At 68.8% G+C, this 17,922-nt stretch carries 15 protein-coding genes; 11 read left to right on the top strand and 4 right to left on the bottom strand.

Annotated features, from left to right (window positions below):
• Positions 1-11: 11 nt before the first annotated feature.
• Positions 12-1,595, bottom strand: coding sequence for an acyl-CoA carboxylase subunit beta (locus LTH96_RS08650; RefSeq protein WP_241465335.1), 1,584 nt, complete (start codon positions 1,593-1,595; stop codon positions 12-14).
• 179 nt (positions 1,596-1,774) lie between these two features.
• Here LTH96_RS08650 and LTH96_RS08645 point away from each other — a divergent pair, with 179 nt between their 5' ends.
• The 10 genes from LTH96_RS08645 (at position 1,775) to LTH96_RS08600 (ending at position 13,443) form a co-directional block, all read left to right on the top strand.
• On the top strand, positions 1,775-2,782 hold the full coding sequence (locus LTH96_RS08645) for an SDR family NAD(P)-dependent oxidoreductase (RefSeq protein ID WP_241465334.1): 1,008 nt from the start codon (positions 1,775-1,777) through the stop codon (positions 2,780-2,782).
• Positions 2,783-2,818: 36 nt separating this feature from the next.
• Complete coding sequence (locus LTH96_RS08640) at positions 2,819-3,829, top strand: biotin--[acetyl-CoA-carboxylase] ligase (RefSeq protein WP_241465333.1); 1,011 nt, start codon at positions 2,819-2,821, stop codon at positions 3,827-3,829.
• A 78-nt stretch (positions 3,830-3,907) separates the two neighbouring features.
• A complete protein-coding gene (locus tag LTH96_RS08635; protein ID WP_241465332.1) occupies positions 3,908-4,483 on the top strand; it encodes a hypothetical protein in 576 nt (191 codons plus the stop codon).
• The gene (locus LTH96_RS08630; RefSeq protein WP_370642710.1) at positions 4,476-6,041 is read left to right on the top strand and encodes an adenylate/guanylate cyclase domain-containing protein; all 1,566 of its coding nucleotides are present in this window, start codon (positions 4,476-4,478) and stop codon (positions 6,039-6,041) included. The genes LTH96_RS08635 and LTH96_RS08630 overlap by 8 nt, the downstream gene beginning before the upstream one ends.
• Positions 6,042-6,125: 84 nt before the next feature.
• Positions 6,126-6,905, top strand: coding sequence for a protein phosphatase 2C domain-containing protein (locus LTH96_RS08625; protein ID WP_241465331.1), 780 nt, complete (start codon positions 6,126-6,128; stop codon positions 6,903-6,905).
• 116 nt (positions 6,906-7,021) lie between these two features.
• Positions 7,022-8,077 carry a hypothetical protein gene (locus tag LTH96_RS08620; RefSeq protein ID WP_241465330.1) on the top strand — a complete coding sequence of 352 codons (1,056 nt, stop codon included), beginning with the start codon at positions 7,022-7,024 and terminating at the stop codon, positions 8,075-8,077.
• Positions 8,078-8,224: 147 nt separating this feature from the next.
• Positions 8,225-8,521 carry an Asp-tRNA(Asn)/Glu-tRNA(Gln) amidotransferase subunit GatC gene (gatC, locus tag LTH96_RS08615; protein WP_241465329.1) on the top strand — a complete coding sequence of 99 codons (297 nt, stop codon included), beginning with the start codon at positions 8,225-8,227 and terminating at the stop codon, positions 8,519-8,521.
• Positions 8,522-8,529: 8 nt separating this feature from the next.
• Positions 8,530-10,080, top strand: coding sequence for an Asp-tRNA(Asn)/Glu-tRNA(Gln) amidotransferase subunit GatA (gatA, locus tag LTH96_RS08610; protein ID WP_241465328.1), 1,551 nt, complete (start codon positions 8,530-8,532; stop codon positions 10,078-10,080).
• A gap of 8 nt (positions 10,081-10,088) precedes the next feature.
• A complete protein-coding gene (gene gatB, locus LTH96_RS08605; RefSeq protein ID WP_241465327.1) occupies positions 10,089-11,609 on the top strand; it encodes an Asp-tRNA(Asn)/Glu-tRNA(Gln) amidotransferase subunit GatB in 1,521 nt (506 codons plus the stop codon).
• Positions 11,610-11,883: 274 nt separating this feature from the next.
• Entirely contained in the window at positions 11,884-13,443 is a 1,560-nt protein-coding gene (locus tag LTH96_RS08600) for a sodium:alanine symporter family protein (protein WP_241465326.1), read from the top strand.
• A 141-nt stretch (positions 13,444-13,584) separates the two neighbouring features.
• Here the strand turns inward: LTH96_RS08600 and LTH96_RS13335 are convergent, their stop codons facing one another.
• From LTH96_RS13335 to ligA, 3 genes are read right to left on the bottom strand one after another with little or no spacing between them, the layout of a single operon-like run.
• Positions 13,585-14,121: a GNAT family N-acetyltransferase gene (locus tag LTH96_RS13335; RefSeq protein ID WP_241465325.1), complete on the bottom strand. Its 537-nt coding sequence runs from the start codon at positions 14,119-14,121 to the stop codon at positions 13,585-13,587.
• Positions 14,122-14,141: 20 nt separating this feature from the next.
• Positions 14,142-14,993, bottom strand: a complete 852-nt coding sequence (locus LTH96_RS08590; RefSeq protein ID WP_241465324.1) for an inositol monophosphatase family protein — start codon at positions 14,991-14,993, stop codon at positions 14,142-14,144.
• A complete protein-coding gene (gene ligA / locus LTH96_RS08585) occupies positions 14,990-17,353 on the bottom strand; it encodes an NAD-dependent DNA ligase LigA (protein WP_370644424.1) in 2,364 nt (787 codons plus the stop codon). Before ligA ends, LTH96_RS08590 begins: the two co-directional genes overlap by 4 nt.
• On the opposite strand from ligA, the gene LTH96_RS08580 reads away from it, so the two are divergent.
• Positions 17,352-17,879 (top strand): fructosamine kinase family protein, encoded by a 528-nt coding sequence (locus tag LTH96_RS08580; RefSeq protein WP_241465322.1) that lies wholly within the window; start codon positions 17,352-17,354, stop codon positions 17,877-17,879. The two genes, ligA and LTH96_RS08580, sit on opposite strands and share 2 nt — an antisense overlap.
• The last annotated feature ends 43 nt before the right edge of the window (positions 17,880-17,922 follow it).

Here is a 17,922-nt window from a genome sequence, read left to right as displayed (position 1 = left end):
CTGAAGCCCTTCTAGAGCGGAATGTTTCCGTGCTTCTTGGCCGGCAGCGCCTCGCGCTTGTGCTGGGTGGCGCGCAGGGCGTTGGAGATCTGCCAGCGGGTCTCGGCAGGTTCGATCACCGCGTCGATGTAGCCGAGCTCAGCCGCCTGGTAGGGGTTCAGCAGCTCGGCCTCGTAGTCGGCGATCAGCGACTTCCGGCGTCCCTCCACGTCCCCGCCGGACTTCTCCACCGCGGCGAGGTCGCGCCGGTAGAGGATGTTCACCGCGCCCTGGGCCCCCATCACCCCGATCTGCGCGGTGGGCCAGGCCAGGTTCACATCGGCGCCGAGCTTCTTGGAGCCCATCACGATGTAGGCGCCGCCGAAGGCCTTGCGGGTGATCACCGTGATCTTCGGCACCGTCGCCTCGGCGTAGGCGTAGAGCAGCTTGGCGCCGCGCCGGATGATCCCGTTGAACTCCTGGTCGGTGCCGGGCAGGAAGCCCGGGACGTCGACCAGGGTCAGGATCGGGATGTTGAAGGAGTCGCAGAAGCGGACGAACCGGGCGGCCTTCTCGGAGGCGGCGATGTCCAGGGTGCCGGCGAACTGGGTGGGCTGGTTCGCGACCACGCCGACCGAGCGGCCCTCGACCCGGCCGAAGCCGATGGTGACGTTGGGGGCGTAGAGGCTCTGCAGCTCCAGGAAGTGGCCGTCATCGAGGATCTGTTCGATCAGGACGCGCATGTCATAGGGGGCGGAGGAGGAGTCCGGGATCAGCGCATTGAGCGCCTCGTCGCCGGTCTCGATCTTGGGCCGCTCCTCATGGTCCTCGATGGGGGCCTCCGCCAGGTTGTTCAGCGGGAGGAACTCCAGCAGCTCCTTGGCGAACTCCACGGCGTCGGCCTCGTCGGAGGCCATATAGGCCGCCGTTCCGGTGACCGTGGAGTGGGACCGGGCCCCGCCCAGGGTCTCCATGTCGACGTCCTCACCGGTGACGGACTTGATGACGTCGGGCCCGGTGATGAACATGTGGGATGTCTTGTCCACCATGATCACGAAGTCGGTCAGCGCAGGGGAGTAGGCGGCGCCGCCGGCGGCAGGGCCCATGATCAGGGTGATCTGCGGTATCACTCCAGAAGAGTGGACGTTGTTCCGGAAGATGTCGGCGAACATCGCCAGCGAGGACACGCCCTCCTGGATGCGCGCCCCGCCGCCGTCGTTGATCCCGATCACCGGGCAGCCGTTGCGGGCGGCGAACTCCTGGACCTTGACGATCTTCTCCCCGTTGACCTTCGAGAGGGATCCGCCGAAGACCGTGAAGTCCTGGGAGTAGACGGCGACGAGGCGATCATCGATGGTGCCGTAGCCCGAGACCAGTCCGTCGCCCAGCGGATGGCGGGTCTCCATCCCGAAGGAGCTGGAGCGGTGCACCGCCATGGCGTCGAGCTCGACGAAGGAGTCGGGATCCAGGAGCATGTCGATGCGTTCGCGGGCGGTGTTCTTCCCGCGGCTGTGCTGCTTGGCGACGGCTTCCTCCCCGGCAGGGGCATGGGTCTTGTCGCGTCGCCGGCGGAAGTCGGCCAGCTTGCCGGCGGTGGTGGTGAGATCTGACGTCATGGCTGCGCGGTGGCACCTTTCCGATCGCAGGCTGGAGGAAGTCCACAATTCAGCGGCCAGTCTATCCACGGGTGGGGGCCGTTCCGCTGTGGACTCTCTACAAAAAGCCAGACGGGACTTGCATGCTTGGACGGAGCCAGACGCTTCCGCCCATGGTTACTCACCGGTAGGGTGCTCCTATGACCCAGTTCACAACACCTGACACCGAACCTGCCGCGAAGACCAGTCCCGCCGCCGCCGGCGAACTCACCGGACGCACCGCGCTGATCTCCGGCGGATCCCGGGGCATCGGACACGCCATCGCCGTCGCACTGGCGGCCCGTGGAGCCAACGTGGCGCTGCTGGCCAAGACCGACACCCCGCACCCGAAGCTCGCCGGCACCGTGCACACCGCGGTGGAGGACATCCGGGCGGCCGGCGGTCAGGGACTGGCCGTGGTCGGCGACGTGCGCCGCGATGAGGACGTGCTCTCCGCCGTCGAGCAGACCGTGGAGGCCTTCGGCGGGATCGACATCGTCATCAACAACGCCTCGGCGATCGATCTCTCACCCACCGAGGTGCTGGACATGAAGCGCTACGACCTGATGCACGACATCAACGTCCGCGGCACCTTCCTGCTCTCGAAGACCGCCGCTCCGCACCTGCGCACCAGCGCCGCGAAGCACCGGGCCCCCGCCGACGGCACGGCCTCGGGGTCTGCGGCAGGAGCAGCGGCGGAGCCGGAATTCACCCCACAGATCCTGACCCTCTCCCCGCCGCTGGCGCTGAGCGAGGCCGGCCTGGACCCGATCTGGCTCGGTCGGCATCTGGCCTACACGATGTCCAAGTACGGGATGTCGATGACCACCGTGGGTCTGGCCGCCGAGCTCGAGCCAGACGGCGTGGCGGTGAACTCGCTCTGGCCCGCCACCTATATCGACACCGCCGCGATCCGGAACCTGGCCGCGCTCGCCGGTGAGCAGGGCGAGACCATGATCCGCGGAGCCCGACGGGTGGACATCGTCGCCGACGCCGCCGTGGCCATGCTCTCCGGCCAGGTCACCACGGCCGCGCCCGATGGGAAGCTGCGCCCGATCAGCGGGGCCTTCCTCACCGACGAGCAGGTGCTGCGCCAGCTGGGCGTCGAGGACTTCACCGACTATGCGGTGGATCCCGAGGCCGAGCTGATCCCCGACGCCTTCCTCTGAGGGGTCCCCGCCGATCCCGTGGCCTAGCCTGGGCTCATGACTGCCGCGCTGCCACCACTCGATGAGGCCCTGCTCGCCCGACGCCTCCACACCGACGCCGGGGGAGCCTATGCCCGGATCCAGCGGATCGAGTCGGTCGGGTCCACCAACGAGTGGCTGAGTCAGGTGCTTGCCGAAGAGGCGCAGTCGCGACCGCAGCCGACACGGCAGGCGACGACGGCGTGGCCGCACCTCTCGGCGCTCACCGCGGAGGAGCAGACCGGTGGTCGGGGTCGACTGGGTCGGCTCTGGAGCTCACCGAAGGGGGCGTCGCTCTCGACCTCGATCGTGCTGCGCCCGCAGCTTGATCCCGCGCTTCTGGGCTGGGTCTCGATGCTCGCCGGTCGGGCGCTGGTGGACACGCTGCGTCAGGACTGCGGACTGGATGCCGAGGATCAGCGCGCGGTCCTGAAATGGCCCAACGATGTGCAGGTGACCCAGGCCTCCGGACCGGCGAAGAAGGTCAGCGGGATCCTGGCCACCGCGGTGCCGGGCGCCGTCGTGCTGGGGGTCGGGATCAACGTGCTGCTGACGCCTGAGCAGCTGCCCATCGAGAACTCCACCTCGGTGCTGATCGAGCTCAACCGCCGGGGCGCGGATGCGGAGATCGGATCAGGACCCGCCGCGGGCAGCCAGGAGCCGGGGCAGCTTCGCACCGAGCTGCTGTGCTGCTTCTTGGAACGCTTCGCGGAGCTGCTGGGCCGCATCGAGGACGCCGCACGGCAGGACCCCGCGACGGTGGACGAGGTGCTGATCAACACGATCGGTCAGGTGCTGACCACCCTTGGCCAGGAGGTCCGTGTGGAGCTCCCCGATGGCAGCGCCGAACGCGGGGTGGCGCAGCGGCTGAGCTCCCAGGGCGCGCTTCAGGTGGAGGTGATCGCGCGGCGCGCCGCCTCGGAGCGTGACTGGGAGCCCTGTGCGCCCGTGCTCAGAGCCTTCTCCGCCGGAGACGTGACCCATCTCCGGGCGGTCAGCGGCGGTGCCCAGCCACCCCCGGTAGACTGACACGGCAGATCGCATATGAACTTGCGCGCCCTGGCTAGGGGAGCGTGGACGAAGACCGGCAGGAGGCTGTGGCTCGCGATGAAGCTCAAGCTGGTCGACGGCGAGCAGGTGGTCATCCGCACCCGCGCCCACCACCGCGCGCTGCTCCCCGCGCTGCTGAACTTCCTCGTCACCGTGATGGTGATGAGCTTCCTGCTGGGTTACATCGCCCGCGCCGATCAGCCCGAGTTCGTCGAGCACTACCAGCACATCGGAGTCTTCGTGATCTGGGCCGGCGGGCTCCTCGCGCTCGCCTTCGGCACACTCAAGCCACTGCTGACCTGGGGCAACCGCATGACCTACCTGACCAGTCACCGCCTGGTGCAGAAGAACCTGCTCGGCGCCGCGCAGGCCAGCGTGGTGCCGCTGGGGCTGCTCTCCGAGGTGCAGCTGAAGCAGTCCCGCCTCCAGTCCACGTCAGCGGCGGGTGACCTGGTCCTGCTCCATGGGGCCTATGGTCAGCACCAGCGCACCCGGCTGAGCAACATGCCCGACGCCGCGCATTTCCAGACCGTCATCGCCGAGGAGCTGGGCGAATATCGCCGGCACGTCGCTGCCCAGTACGCGAGCCAGGCACCCGCTCCTGGAGGATACGGAGAAGCACACTATGCCTGAGCCCGGCACGCCGCCAGGACACGACCCCAGACCGGTCTACCTCGGCGGCGAAGACACCGACGCCTCGTGGCGGGCAGTGCGCTACACGCCCCCCGGTGCCAGCCGCGGCCTCGAGCTCAGCGGTGAGCCCTCCAGCCTCTCCCCGGAGGCCGCCGGCTCCGCCGAGGCGGCAGGAGCCGAGGGTCCGCCGCGCGAGGTGTCGGTCAACTACTCCTCCGCTGAGCTCGAGGCGGCCCGCCAGGACTGGTCTGACTTCCATTCCCCGCGGCTGCAGGGCCAGGTCCGCCAGACCGTTCTGCAGGAAGCCGGGGAAGGCCGCATCACCGCCGGCCCCGACGGCGCCGTGGGGGCCGAGGGGCTGGTCGATCGCAGCGCCGGCCTCGCCGCCCGGGAGGCGCAGACCGAGCGCGACACCGGCGCCGACGCAGATGACGGCGCCGGCGCCGCGGCACTCACCGGCCATGAACGCTCCCCGGAGACCGCAGCCATCCCGATCCCGAGCATGGAGCAGCGCGAATGGCACCGCACCATCCGTGAGCTCGAGCGCCGGCTGCTCGGGGCCGAACGCACCCTCACCTACCGCGAGATGGCTCATCAGCTGGGGGTCTCCACCCGCTCGGCCCGGCGGCTCTGGCGGGCGCTCGGCTTCCCCAACCTCGATGACGACGTCAAGGCCTTCACCGAGACCGACGTCGAGGCGCTGGCCACGATGATCGAGCTGGTCCGCGACGGTCACCTCAACGAGGAGACCGCGATCTCGATGACCCGATCGGTGGGCCAGATGACCGACCGCATGGTGGTCTGGCAGATCGAGGCCCTGGTGGAGGACAAGATCGCCAACGGCCAGCTCTCCGACGCGGTGGCGCGCACCCAGGTCGTGGAGACGCTGCCCAAGCTGATCGACCCGATCCAGAAGCTCATCGGCTACACCTGGCGCCGCCAGCTCTCGGCCGCCCTGCAGCGCCTCACCGTCCGGGTGGAATCGGGCCTGGCGGCCACCGAGCAGGGGCGCACCGGGGCCGAGGATGACGCCGCCCTGCCGCTGGCCCGCGCCGTCGGCTTCGCCGATCTGGTCTCCTACACCTCGCTGTCGCGGCAGATGAACGAGCGCACGCTGGCGCATATGGTGCAGCACTTCGAGTCGAAATGTGCCGAGATCATCTCCATCGGCGGAGGCCGGCTGGTCAAGACCGTCGGGGACGAGGTGCTCTACAACGCCGAGACGCCCGAAGCCGGCGCCGAGATCGCGCTGGCCCTGGCGGAGTCCATCGCCGCCGACGACGTCCTGCCCGAGGCGCGGGTCTCAGTGGTCTGGGGCCGTGTGCTCTCCCGGATGGGGGACATCTACGGACCCACCGTGAACCTCGCCGCCCGGCTGACCTCGCTCGCGGATCCGGGCATGATCCTGGTGGACCAGGTCACCGCCCAGACGCTGGATTCCGACCCGGATTACCTGCTGGTCCCGCAGCCTCCGCGGATCGTGCGCGGCTTCGGCGAGGTCCAGCCGTACATGCTGCTGCGCGGCCAGGGGGCCGGGATCCTCGCCGATAACCGCTGAAGCCCCGCCTGGGATCAGCGCTGGCGCAGTGCGAAACGCGCCACACCGTCCCCACATGGACCGGCACCGTGACAAGATGGTGATGTGGCAGCCAGCGCAGACAGTCCAGAGGAACCCCGGGAGCAGCCGGTCCAGCCCGCAGGCCTCTACCTCGACTACGGATACGGGTCCCACGTGGGCCTTCGCCGTGAACTCAACGAGGACTCCTCGGTGATCACCGACACGCTCTTCGCCGTGGCCGACGGCATGGGTGGACATGAGGCCGGAGAGGTCGCCTCGGCGCTGGCCGTGCAGACACTGGCCGATGGCTGGAACCAGGCCGAAGGACGAGTCGCCCGGGATCAGATCCAGACCTTCCTGGCCGAGGCGGACCAGCGGATCCGCGAGGCCACAGACTCCAAGGCCGGCACCACGGTCTCCGGGGCGCTGCTGGCGGACCAGGGAGAAGGCTTGAACTGGCTCGTCTTCAACATCGGCGACTCCCGCACCTACCTCTTCGAGGATTCCCGGCTGCAGCAGCTGAGCCGCGACCACTCCCAGGTCCAGGACATGTTCGAATCTGGGCTCATCACCGCGGAGGAGCTGCACAGCCACCCGCAGCGCAACGTCATCACCCGGGCCCTGGGTGCCGGCGACATGTGGGACGCGGACTACTTCAGCTCCCCGGTGCGTGCCGGTCAGCGACTGATGATCTGTTCCGACGGACTCAGTGGAGAGCTGAACGACTCCGAGATGGAACGCATCCTCGGCGCCGGGCGCAACGCCCAGGACACCGTGGATTGGCTGATCCACCAGGCACTGCGAGCCGGGGGACGTGACAACGTCACCGTCGTCGTCGTGGACGTCCAGGAGCAGGACGGTTGACCTTCTCCCGGCACGGTGACTAGCGTCAGCACCAGTCATCTGTTGCCACAGACCGCGTGCGCCGGACGGTGCAGGAGAACCTGCGCGACCTTCCTCGCACATAGGAAGGATCACCCATGCAGCTGTCGACTCTCCGGGGCGTCTACGAGGCCGAAGGCCCCTTCGCCACCGTCTACCTCGAAGCGCGTTCCCCGTCCGCCGAGGCCGCGAACGAGATCCGTCTGCGCTGGCACGACCTGCGCTCGCAGCTGGCTCATGCGGGCACTTCCGAGGCGGCCCTGACCTCTCTGGATGAGGCCCTCGCGAGCGCCAAGGCGCAGGAGGTCCAGGCCGAGGGTCGCGTGCTGGTGGCCGACAGGTCCCGCGTGGTGCTCGAAGAGCGCTTCGACGCCGCCCAGGAGACCGGGGATCTCGCCGTGCTCGCGGAGCCGCCTCAGCTTGGCGCCTATATCCGACATCGGCTCGCCGCGGCCCGGATGCTCGTGGCCATCGCCGATCAGAAGCAGGCCGTCATCCGCCGCCTCGTCGTCACAGGAGACGACCTGCTGGACGCCGGCTCCGAGGAGACGGTCCGGGGCAGCGTCGAATCGGTGCACAAGCCCCGTGAGGGCGCAATGAGCCACAAGCGGATCCAACGCTCAGCCGATGAGGCCGCTGCGCGGAACATCCGAGACATCGCCGCCGGCGTGGCGGAGATCGCCGACTCTTGGCGGCCCGACGTGATCGTCGTCGCCGGGGAGATCCAGGGGCGCCGTGCACTGCATGAGGAGCTTCCGCATGCGCTGCGGAAGCTCACGGTGGAGGCCGAGACAGGCGGCGGCATCCCCTCGGGCAGCGCCGATGAGGGCACCGAAGAGGCGCTTCGCGAGGAGCTGTCCGTCATCGCTCGTCGCGTGGTGATCCGGCGCGCCGACGAACAGACCGAGCGCCTCGGGGAGGCCCGCGGAAAGGGGCGTTCTGCGGAGGACCCTGAGGCCATCCGGGCCGCCCTTCGACTCGGTGCCGTGGAGACCCTGCTGCTCCGGCCGCGTGAGCGCGATCCCGAAGAGGACGAGCTGCTCGCCGGAGCCGCCGGCGTCGGCGCGTCTGTGGGGATCCTCGGCACCCAGGCACAGGGGTCGGTCGCCGCGATCCTGCGCTATGAGGTGCCCTTCGAGGACCTCACCGACTGAGCCGTCGAACAGCTCCGCCCTCTGCGGAGGAGATCGCTCCGGCACGACGACGGCGCCCGCTCACCGATGAAGGTGGGCGGTCGCCGTCGTCGTGCCGGCCGATAGACTGGGCCGAGTTCATCCACCACCGATCCCCGAGGGAGCTGCATGTCTGAGATCTCGCGCGCAGACGTTGAGCATCTGGCAAGACTCGCGCATATCAGCATGACTGAGCAGGAGCTGGAGAAGATGGCGCAGGAGCTGGCCGTCATCGTGGACTCCGTGGCGACCGTCTCTGAGGCCGTCTCCGGCGAGGTCCCCGCCACCAGCCACCCGCTGCCGCTGACCAACGTCTTCCGCGAGGACGAGGTCGGCCATGTCTTCACCGCTGAACAGTCGCTGCTCAATGCACCTGACGCTCAAGCCGGCCGTTTCAAGGTCCCGGCGATCCTGGACGAGGAGTGACCCCCGATATGACCACCCACACCCATGAGCTGATCCGGCTCACCGCCGCCGAGATGGCGGCGCAGCTGCGTGCCGGGGAGATCACCTCGGTGGCGCTGACCCAGGCGCACCTGGACCGGATCGCCGCCGTCGACGGCGGCGAGCGCGGCATCCACGCCTTCCTGCACGTCTCCGCCGAGGAGGCGCTGCGCACCGCGGCCGAGGTGGACGCGATCCGCGTCGCCGGCGGCGCCGAGGCCGAGGCCCTGCACCCGCTGGCCGGAGTGCCGATCGCGGTCAAGGACCTGATCGTCACCGAGGGTCAGCCCACCACCGCCGGTTCCAAGATGCTCGACGGCTGGATGAGCCCCTACGACGCCACCGTGGTGACCAAGCTGCGCGCCGCGAAGCTGCCCATCCTGGGCAAGACCAACCTGGACGAGTTTGCGATGGGCTCCTCCACCGAGCACTCCGCCTACGGGGTGACCCGCAACCCCTGGGACATCACCCGGATCCCCGGCGGCTCCGGCGGCGGCTCCGCGGCCGCGGTCGCCGCCTTCGAGGCGCCGCTGGCACTGGGCACCGACACCGGCGGTTCGATCCGCCAGCCCGGAGCCATGACCGGCACCGTGGGCGGCAAGCCCACCTATGGCGCGGTCTCGCGCTACGGGGCCATTGCGATGGCCTCCTCGCTGGACCAGATCGGCCCGGTGGCACGCACCACCGAAGACGCCGCGATGCTCCATGAGCTGATCGCCGGACACGACCCGAAGGACTCCACCTCGCTCACCGGGGAGGTCCCGGCCCTGGCCGAGACCGTCCGCGGCGCCGATGTCAAAGGCCTGCGGATCGGTGTGATCAAGCAGCTCCAGGGCGAGGGATATCAGGAGGGCGTGCTGGCCCGGTTCCACGAGGCGCTGGACGCGCTGCGCGCCGCCGGGGCCGAGATCGTGGAGGTCGACTGTCCCAGCTTCGAGTACGCGCTGGGCGCCTACTACCTGATCATGCCCTCGGAGGCCTCCTCCAACCTCGCGAAGTTCGACGGTGTGCGCTACGGCACCCGGGTCCTCCCCGAGGGCGGGCCGCTGACCATCGAACGGGTCATGGGCTCCACCCGCGCCGCCGGGTTCGGCGATGAGGTCAAACGACGCATCATCCTGGGCACCTACGCCCTCTCGGCCGGCTACTACGACGCCTACTACGGCTCCGCACAGAAGGTCCGCACGCTGATCCAGCAGGACTTCGACGCCGCCTTCACCGAGGCCGACGTGCTGATCTCCCCGACCTCGCCCACCGTGGCGTTCCCGCTGGGGGAGAAGGACGACGACCCGCTGGCGATGTACCTCAACGATGTGGCCACCATCCCCGCCAACCTCGCCGGGATCCCCGGACTCTCGGTGCCGGGCGGCCTCTCCGACGGGCTGCCGGTGGGCATCCAGTTCCTCGCCCCGATCCGCGAGGACGCCCGGGTCTACCGGGCCGGAGCGGCACTGGAGAAGCTGCTGGCACAGGACGCCGAACCATTCTGGGCCCAGGCCCCGGAGTTGGCTGAAGCGGCGGCTCACCCCGCCGGGAAGTGAAGGAAGAGATGACTGACACGCTGACCGACGCATCCCCGCTGAGCTTTGAAGAGGCGCTGGAGCAGTTCGACCCGGTGCTCGGCTTCGAGGTCCACGTGGAGCTCAACACCAAGACCAAGATGTTCTCCTCGGCGCCGAATGCCTTCGGCGACGAGCCCAACACCAACGTCAACGAGGTCTGCCTGGGACTGCCCGGCACCCTGCCGGTGGTCAACGGCAGGGCCGTGGAGTACGCGGTGAAGCTCGGCCTCGCGCTGAACTGTGAGATCGCCGAGTACTGCCGCTTCGCGCGCAAGCAGTACTTCTATCCGGACACTCCGAAGAACTGGCAGACCTCGCAGTACGACGAGCCGATCGCCTTCGACGGATACCTCGACATCGAGCTCGACGACGGCGAGATCTTCCGCGTGGAGATCGAACGCGCCCACATGGAGGAGGACGCAGGCAAGCTGACCCACGCCGGCACCTCCGGGCGCATCCAGGGCGCGGACTACTCCCTGGTGGACTACAACCGTTCCGGGATCCCGCTGGTGGAGATCGTCACCAAGCCCATCGTCGGCGCCGGCGCCCGAGGTCCGGAACTGGCTCGGGCCTACGTCTCCGCAGTGCGCGACATCGTCAAGGGCCTGGACATCTCGGATGCGAAGATGGAGCGCGGCAACGTCCGCTGCGACGCCAACGTCTCGATGATGCCCAAGGGCACCACGACCTTCGGCACCCGCTCAGAGACCAAGAACGTGAACTCGCTGCGCGCCGTCGAACACGCGGTCACCTTCGAGATGCGCCGCCACGCCGGAATCCTCGCCGCCGGCGGCACCATCGTGCAGGAGACCCGGCACTGGCAGGAGGGCACCCGCACCACCAGCTCGGGACGCCCGAAGTCCGACGCCGATGACTACCGCTACTTCCCGGAGCCGGACCTGGTCCCGATCGTCACCACCGCCGCCTGGGTCGAGGAGCTGCGCTCCCAGCTGCCCGAGCCGCCCGCCGATCGCAGGCGGCGGCTGCTCGCCGCCTGGGGCTTCTCGGAACAGGAGTTCCGTGACGTGGTCGCCGCCGGTCTGCTCGACGAGCTCGACGAGACCGTGGCCGCCGGGGTCGCACCCGCCGTGGCACGCAAGTGGTGGATGGGTGAGATCTCCCGGCTGGCCAACGCCAGGGATCTCGAACCTGCCGCCCTGGGTGTCCAGCCCGCCACGATCAGCGCGCTGAACGCGCTGATCGAGCAGGGCCGGATCAATGACAAGATCGCCCGGCAGGTCCTGGAACATGTGATCGCCGGGGAGGGCGCCCCGGAGGAGATCGTCACCGCCCGCGGGCTGGAAGTCGTCTCCGACGACTCCGGTGCGCTGACCGCTGCGGTGGAGAAGGCCATGACGGAGAACCCCGACGTGGTGGAGAAGATCGCCGCCGGCAAGCTCAAAGCCATCGGGGCGCTCATCGGCCCGGTCATGAAAGAGACCCGCGGCCAGGCCGACGCCGGCAAGGTCCGCGAGATCGTGCTGGCCAAGCTGGGGATCGACGGCTGATCCACCCCGCGGCATCGCTGCCGCAACACGGCTGCACAGCCGACCGACGGCCCAGAATCTGCTCCCCGAGCATGAATCTGGGCCGTTTTTGTGTTCTATGGCACAATTCTCTCTTGTGCAATATTCCGCCACCTGGAAACATGCACGATACACATTCATTGCGTGTCGCAAACTGACGGAAACAGTCGGGGAGTAGATTATTGCGCAACCCGGGGCTGTACCCCGGAGCGCGAGGTCACACGCGCTTGCACCGATCATCGAATGAGGGAATGACATGAGCACCATGAGTGCATACGCCTTCTTGGCGGCAGCGGGGGAGGAAACCTCCAGGCTGCAGCAGACCGCCGACACCGTGGACGGCTACTTCGCCGGCGTCACAGAAGTCTTCGCAGGAATCATCTTCGCCACCATCCCGCTGGGCGGCTATGACGCGCCGGTCGTCGTGCTGTGGTCCATCCTGGCGGCCATCGGCTTCACGATCTACTTCGGCTTCGTGCAGTTTCGTACGCCGAAGGTCAGCTTCGAGGTGCTCCGCGGAAAGTGGACCACCGAGAAGGACCCCGGTGAGGTCTCCCACTTCCAGGCGCTGACCTCCGCGGTCTCCGCCACTGTCGGTCTCGGCAACATCGCAGGTGTGGCCGCCGCGGTCTCCCTGGGTGGCCCGGGCGCCACCTTCTGGATGATCATCGCCGGACTCTTCGGCATGTGCACCAAGTTCGTCGAGTGCACGGTGGGCGTCAAATATCGCTATATCGATGAGAACGGGATCGTCCACGGCGGACCCTTCCAGTACCTCAAGGTCGCCTACCGCCGGCTCGGTCGCATCCCCGTGGCCATCATCACTGGTCTCTTCGCGATCGCCATCATGCTCTTCGGCGTGGTCGGCGGCGGCATGTTCCAGTCGAACCAGGCCTTCGGCCAGCTGCGCGCCGCCACCGGCGGCGAGGAGGGCATCTTCGGCTCTGAGCTCGCGGCCCTGATCTTCGGCCTGGTGTTCGCCGGGCTCGTCGGCGTCGTCATCATCGGCGGCATCAAGTCCATCGGTGCGGTCACCGCCAAGCTGGTCCCCGCCATGGCCATCATCTACGTGCTGGCCTGCCTCATCGTCATCGCGGTGAACTTCGCCAACCTCGGCGAGGCCTTCGGCGCCATCATCAACGGCGCCTTCTCCCCGGAGGGCATCTCCGGCGGCGTGCTCGGCGTCATCATCATCGGTGTCACCCGTGCGGCGTTCTCGAACGAGGCCGGCATCGGTTCCGCGCCGATCGCCCACTCTGCAGTCCGGACCCGCCGCCCGATCTCCGAGGGATTCAACGCTGCTCTCGAGCCCTTCATCGACACGGTCGTCATCTGCACCATGACCGCCCTGGTCATCATCTTCGCCTGGACGCCTGAGTACCAGGAGGCACTGGATGCCGGCGGTGCCGAAAACCCGGTGGGCCTGACCTCCGCAGCCTTCGACTCCTTCCTGCCCGGCTTCAACATCGTGCTGACCATCGCAGTGCTGCTGTTCGCGTTCTCCACGCTGATCACCTGGTCCTACTACGGCATCCAGGCCTGGCGGCACCTCTTCGGCACGTCCAGGATCGGTGACAACATCTTCCGCACCATCGTGCTGACCCTGGTCGTCATCGGCTGCCTGGTCTCCACGCAGAACATCTTCGACTTCGCCGATTCGGCGCTGTTCATGTGCATCTTCATCAATGTCATCGGCCTGGTCATCCTGGCGCCGAAGGTCAAGGAAGAGATGAAGCAGTACCTGGCCGACCGCAAGGCTGGTCGTCTGCTGGAGGATCCGGAGCCGCTGCCCCACGAGCTGGCAGAGCGCCGCTGATTCCAACAGCTCTTCGCGGGACCTCGCAATGAGCGACGAAGCCCGGTGGTGCCTCTCGAGGGGAGAGGCGTCACCGGGCTTTCCCGTGCCAGGTGGGCGAAGGTCTTACCGCTCTGGGCCCTGCGCATGGGCCCTGCGGCGTCAGACCTCGCGCAGGAAGAACGGGAACCGTGCTGACTTCTCGGGCAGGAAGAAGTCCCGCTCGGGCATCGGACGGAACCCCTCGGAGCGGGAGAGGGCGTGTGCGGTGGTCATCGAGGTCAGGCTGCACAGGGTCAGCGCCTGGATCTCCGGCCGCGACTCGGCCAGCCCGATGATGTGGCGCACCATTGCCCGGGCGATGCCCCGACCCTGGTGCTCCGGAGCCACGGCGAGCATCCTGAACTCCATCTCACCCTCACGTGCGACCTCGGCCATCGGACCTCCGGCGTCGGTGACCGCCACCGCGGCTGCCACCGCGGCGCCGTCGTCGGTGGGGACCTCGGCGACCAGCACCTGGGAGCTTCGGGCGCGGGTCTCGACGTCGCTCAGGTGAGAGACGTAGGAGTCCCCAGCGGTCAGGAAGCCGCCGTCGACATAGGCGGCCACGGTCAGCTCCGCGATCCGGTCCCAGTCGGCGTGAGTGGCGGCGCGGATGCGCATCTGGGTCGAGTCCGTCTGCGCAGGACCATCCTGCACGTGGGCGCTGTCCACAGTGCTCAGCTGGTCAGCGGAGCTGGGGAGAGCTCGCTGGGGTCGATGCCGATGTCTCCGATGACGCACCAGTCCGGGGTCTTGCTGCTGTCCGCCGCGAGCGGACGGCGCACGAACACTCCGGCCTCCTCGGCGATCAGCGCGCCGGCCGCCCAGTCGTGCTCCCAGATGCCGTACTCGGCGTAGGCGGTCTGGGTGCCGTCGGCCACCATGCAGATGTCCAGGGCGGCCGCACCCAGGCGGCGGATGTTGCCGAAGTGCGGGAGCATCGCGGTGACCGCCCGGGTCTGCTCGGCACGCCGGTCCGGGTCATAGCCGAAGCCGGTGGAGAGCAGGCCGGCGTCGAGCTCCCCGACCGGTCCGCCAAGCCGCGTCGGCTCGGAATCCCTGTAGGTGCTCCATGCGCCGGCCCCGGCGCTGGCCCACCAGATCCGCGCGAGCGCCGGGGCGGCGACCACGCCGGCCAGCCAGCTGCCGTCGGGGCCCTGCAGGCCCACCGAGGTGCCGTAGTAGACGATCCCGCGGACGAAGTTCGTGGTGCCGTCCAACGGGTCGATGGACCAGCGGTAGCCGCTGGGCTGGGCCGGAGTGGTGGTGCCGTACTCCTCGCCGGAGACCTCGTCGGAGGGTCGGCGCCGGTTGATCACCTCACGCACCGCCTGCTCTGCGCGCCGGTCGAAATCGGTGACCAGGTCCGAGGCGGAGGACTTGGTCTCCACCCCGGAGTGCTCCTGACCCAGGATCAGCCCCGAGGGGGAGACCTCGTCGCGCTCGGCCAGGACGCCAGCGCCTGCGGCGGCGGCCTCGTGGGCGATCTCGAGCAGCTCGTGCAGCTTCTGCGGGTTCGGCTTCGTCATGCATCGTCCAATCCGTCGGGACCTTTGTTCAGCAGTACAGTGAACGCTTCTTCATCGAGCACCGGGACGCCCAGCGCCTCGGCCTTCTCCAGCTTGGTGCCGGCGTTGGCTCCGGCGACCACGTAGTCGGTCTTCTTCGACACCGATCCGGCCGCGCGTCCGCCGCGGGTGATGATGGCCTCTTTGGACTCGTCCCGGGAGTAGCCCTCCAGGGATCCGGTCACGACCACGCTCAGGCCCTCCAGCGTGCGGGGGGCGGACTCGTCGATCTCATCGACCATCCGGACCCCGGCGGCGGCCCAGCGGTCCACCACCCGGCAGTGCCAGTCGGTGCTGAACCAGTCGGTGAGCGTGGACGCCATTCTCGGGCCGACCCCGTCGATCCCGGCGAGCTCCTCTTCGCTGGCGGCGCGGATCTTCGCCATCGAGCCGTAGGCGTTGGCCAGCGCGCGGGAGGCGCTGGGCCCGACGTGCCGGATCGAGAGTGCGACCAGCACCCGCCACAGCGGCTGGGCCTTGGCCTTCTCGAGCTCGGTGAAGAGCCCGACGGTGTTGGCCGTGGGCTCGGAGGCCTTCTTCACGGCCCCGTCCTTGGTCAGCTGCGCCTTGGTCCAGAAGTACAGCGAGGGCGCCCACTTCCCGGTGGACTCGCGCTGCCCGGTCTCGGGATTCCTGCGCCGGGTCTCCCGCCAGACGTAGACGTCCTTGAGATCCTCCACGCGCAGGTCGAAGAGTCCTGCCTCGCCGTGGAGCACCGGCTCCTGGGGTGCGGGGGCGCCGTCGTCGTCGAGGTCCAGACCGATGCCCGAGGCGTTCGTCTCGTCCCAGTCGATGAGCTCGGGGATGGGGCGGCGCAGATCCGGGTTGGTCAGCGCCAGCCCGGCCTCTTCGCCGAGCGCCTCGATGTCCAGGGCGCCGCGGGAGCCGATGTGGATGACCCGTTCGCTGACCTGGGCGGGGCAGCTCTCGGCGTTGGGGCAGCGGTAGTCGACGTCGCCCTCCCTGGCCGGGGCGAGCTCGGTGCCGCAGATCGGGCAGTGGGTGGGGAAGCTGAACTCGACCAGCTCATCCTCCCGGTTCCTCCGGGCAGGCAGCACCGGGCCCACCACTTCGGGGATGACGTCTCCGGCCTTGCGGACGATCACGTCGTCGCCGATGAGCACTCCTTTGGCCTTGACCACGTCGCGGTTGTGCAGCGTGGCGCGGGAGACGACCGAACCGGCGACCTTCTTGGGCTCAAGGATGGCGAAGGGGGTGACCCGGCCCGTGCGCCCGACATGGACCATGATGTCCAGCAGCCGGGTGTGCACCTCCTCGGGCGGGTATTTGTACGCCGCGGCCCAGCGCGGCACCCGGGAGGTGTGTCCCAGGCTGCGCTGTGCGGCGAAGTCGTCGACCTTGATGACGACCCCGTCGATCTCGTGGACCAGCGCGTGGCGCTTGGCCTGGTGGTCGTCGAGGTAAGCCTCGATCTGTGAGTAGTCAGCGAGCAGCTGGGTGTAGGGGCTGACCGGCAGACCCCAGGCGGCGAGCTGCTCGTAGGCGGCGTGCTGGCTGCCAGGTTCGAAGCCGGTGCGCGCGCCGATGCCGTGGACGAACATCGACAGCGGCCGCTCGGCGGTCTTCGCGGGATCCTTCTGCCGCAGCGACCCGGCGGCGGCGTTGCGCGGGTTCGCCAGCGGGGCCTTGCCGGCCTCGGCGAGCCGCTCGTTGAAGGCATGGAACTCCGCGGTGGGGATGAAGATCTCCCCGCGGACCTCCAGCTCCTCGGGGTGATCCTCCCCGGCGAGCTCCGCGGGGATGTCGGCGATGGTGAGCACGTTATGCGTGACGTCCTCCCCGGTGGTGCCGTCGCCGCGGGTGGCGGCGCGGATGAGCCTGCCCTTGCGGTAGAGCAGGTTGATGGCCAGACCGTCGATCTTGACCTCGACCAGCCACTTCACGGTCTCCTCCGGGCGCTGGACCGCCAACGCGGCGCTGGCGCGGTCATACCAGGTGCGCAGCTCGGAAGGTGTGAAGACGTCTTCAAGGGAATAGAGCCGCTGCAGGTGCTTCACCGGAGAAAAGGCCTCGGCCGCCTCGCCGCCGACCTCCTGGGTGGGGGAGTCCGCCGCGATGATCTCGGGGTGCTCGGCCTCGATCTGCTCCAGGCGTTCGAAGAGGACGTCGAACTCGGCGTCGGAGATGATCGGCTCGTTGTCCTGGTAGTAGGCGATCCGGTGCTTGCGCACCTGACCGACCAGCTCCACATACTCCTCGCGCAGCGCATGGGAGGGGACGGCCTCGGAGACGTCAGCGGCGGGGTTCTCGGTTGATTCGCTCACTCGGATGAGTCTAGTCCTGACTAGGTTGGGGCACATGGTCTTCATCAAACACGCCCCTGCAGATCACCCCCAGGCCACCATGGTGGAAGCCGCCGGGCTGCGCTGGCTCACCCAGGCCGCCGACGACGGCGGGGCGCCGGTGGTGCCGGTCCTCGCGGCCTCGCCCGGGGCGGGTTCGGGGGCAGGATCTGATGCCGGGTCCGGGTCCGGCGTGCTGGACGACGCCGAGCCGCCCGCGCTGATCCATGGGGACCTCTGGGCCGGGAACGTGTTCTGGACCCCTGCCGCGGCGGGGGAGGTGCAGGAGGTGCAGTCGGTGCTCATCGATCCGGCGGCCCATACCGGGCACAGGGAGACCGACATCGCGCTGCTGCACCTCTTCGGGTTCCCGCAGCTGGGCGAAGTGGTCAGCGGCTATCAGTCGCAGCACCCGCTGCGCCAGGGATGGCAGGAGCGGATCCCGCTGCATCAGTTCCTCTGCCTGGCCGCGCACTGGCTGCTGTTCGGGGCTGGCTATCGCGGACCGACGCTGAGCGCCGCGGGAACGGTGCTGCGGCGCTGAGCGGCGCTGAGCCGCGGCTCGTTGCCAGCGGCCAGTGGGTCAG

The organism is Nesterenkonia sp. LB17 (assembly GCF_022565915.1).
GTDB lineage: Bacteria > Actinomycetota > Actinomycetes > Actinomycetales > Micrococcaceae > Nesterenkonia.
The sequence above is the reverse complement of the archived record's forward strand: the minus strand, read 5'-3'. Positions and strand labels throughout refer to the sequence as shown.

What these genes read in the sequence shown, in the direction of transcription:
- LTH96_RS08650 (WP_241465335.1), bottom strand. Translation starts at nt 1,595, where the DNA reads ATGACGTCAGATCTCACCACCACCGCCGGCAAGCTGGCCGACTTCCGC.
- LTH96_RS08645 (WP_241465334.1), top strand. Translation starts at nt 1,775, where the DNA reads ATGACCCAGTTCACAACACCTGACACCGAACCTGCCGCGAAGACCAGT.
- LTH96_RS08640 (WP_241465333.1), top strand. Translation starts at nt 2,819, where the DNA reads ATGACTGCCGCGCTGCCACCACTCGATGAGGCCCTGCTCGCCCGACGC.
- LTH96_RS08635 (WP_241465332.1), top strand. Translation starts at nt 3,908, where the DNA reads ATGAAGCTCAAGCTGGTCGACGGCGAGCAGGTGGTCATCCGCACCCGC.
- LTH96_RS08630 (WP_370642710.1), top strand. Translation starts at nt 4,476, where the DNA reads ATGCCTGAGCCCGGCACGCCGCCAGGACACGACCCCAGACCGGTCTAC.
- LTH96_RS08620 (WP_241465330.1), top strand. Translation starts at nt 7,022, where the DNA reads ATGCAGCTGTCGACTCTCCGGGGCGTCTACGAGGCCGAAGGCCCCTTC.
- gatC (WP_241465329.1), top strand. Translation starts at nt 8,225, where the DNA reads ATGTCTGAGATCTCGCGCGCAGACGTTGAGCATCTGGCAAGACTCGCG.
- gatA (WP_241465328.1), top strand. Translation starts at nt 8,530, where the DNA reads ATGACCACCCACACCCATGAGCTGATCCGGCTCACCGCCGCCGAGATG.
- gatB (WP_241465327.1), top strand. Translation starts at nt 10,089, where the DNA reads ATGACTGACACGCTGACCGACGCATCCCCGCTGAGCTTTGAAGAGGCG.
- LTH96_RS08600 (WP_241465326.1), top strand. Translation starts at nt 11,884, where the DNA reads ATGAGCACCATGAGTGCATACGCCTTCTTGGCGGCAGCGGGGGAGGAA.
- LTH96_RS08590 (WP_241465324.1), bottom strand. Translation starts at nt 14,993, where the DNA reads ATGACGAAGCCGAACCCGCAGAAGCTGCACGAGCTGCTCGAGATCGCC.
- LTH96_RS08580 (WP_241465322.1), top strand. Translation starts at nt 17,352, where the DNA reads ATGGTCTTCATCAAACACGCCCCTGCAGATCACCCCCAGGCCACCATG.
- ligA (WP_370644424.1), bottom strand. Translation starts at nt 17,353, where the DNA reads ATGTGCCCCAACCTAGTCAGGACTAGACTCATCCGAGTGAGCGAATCA.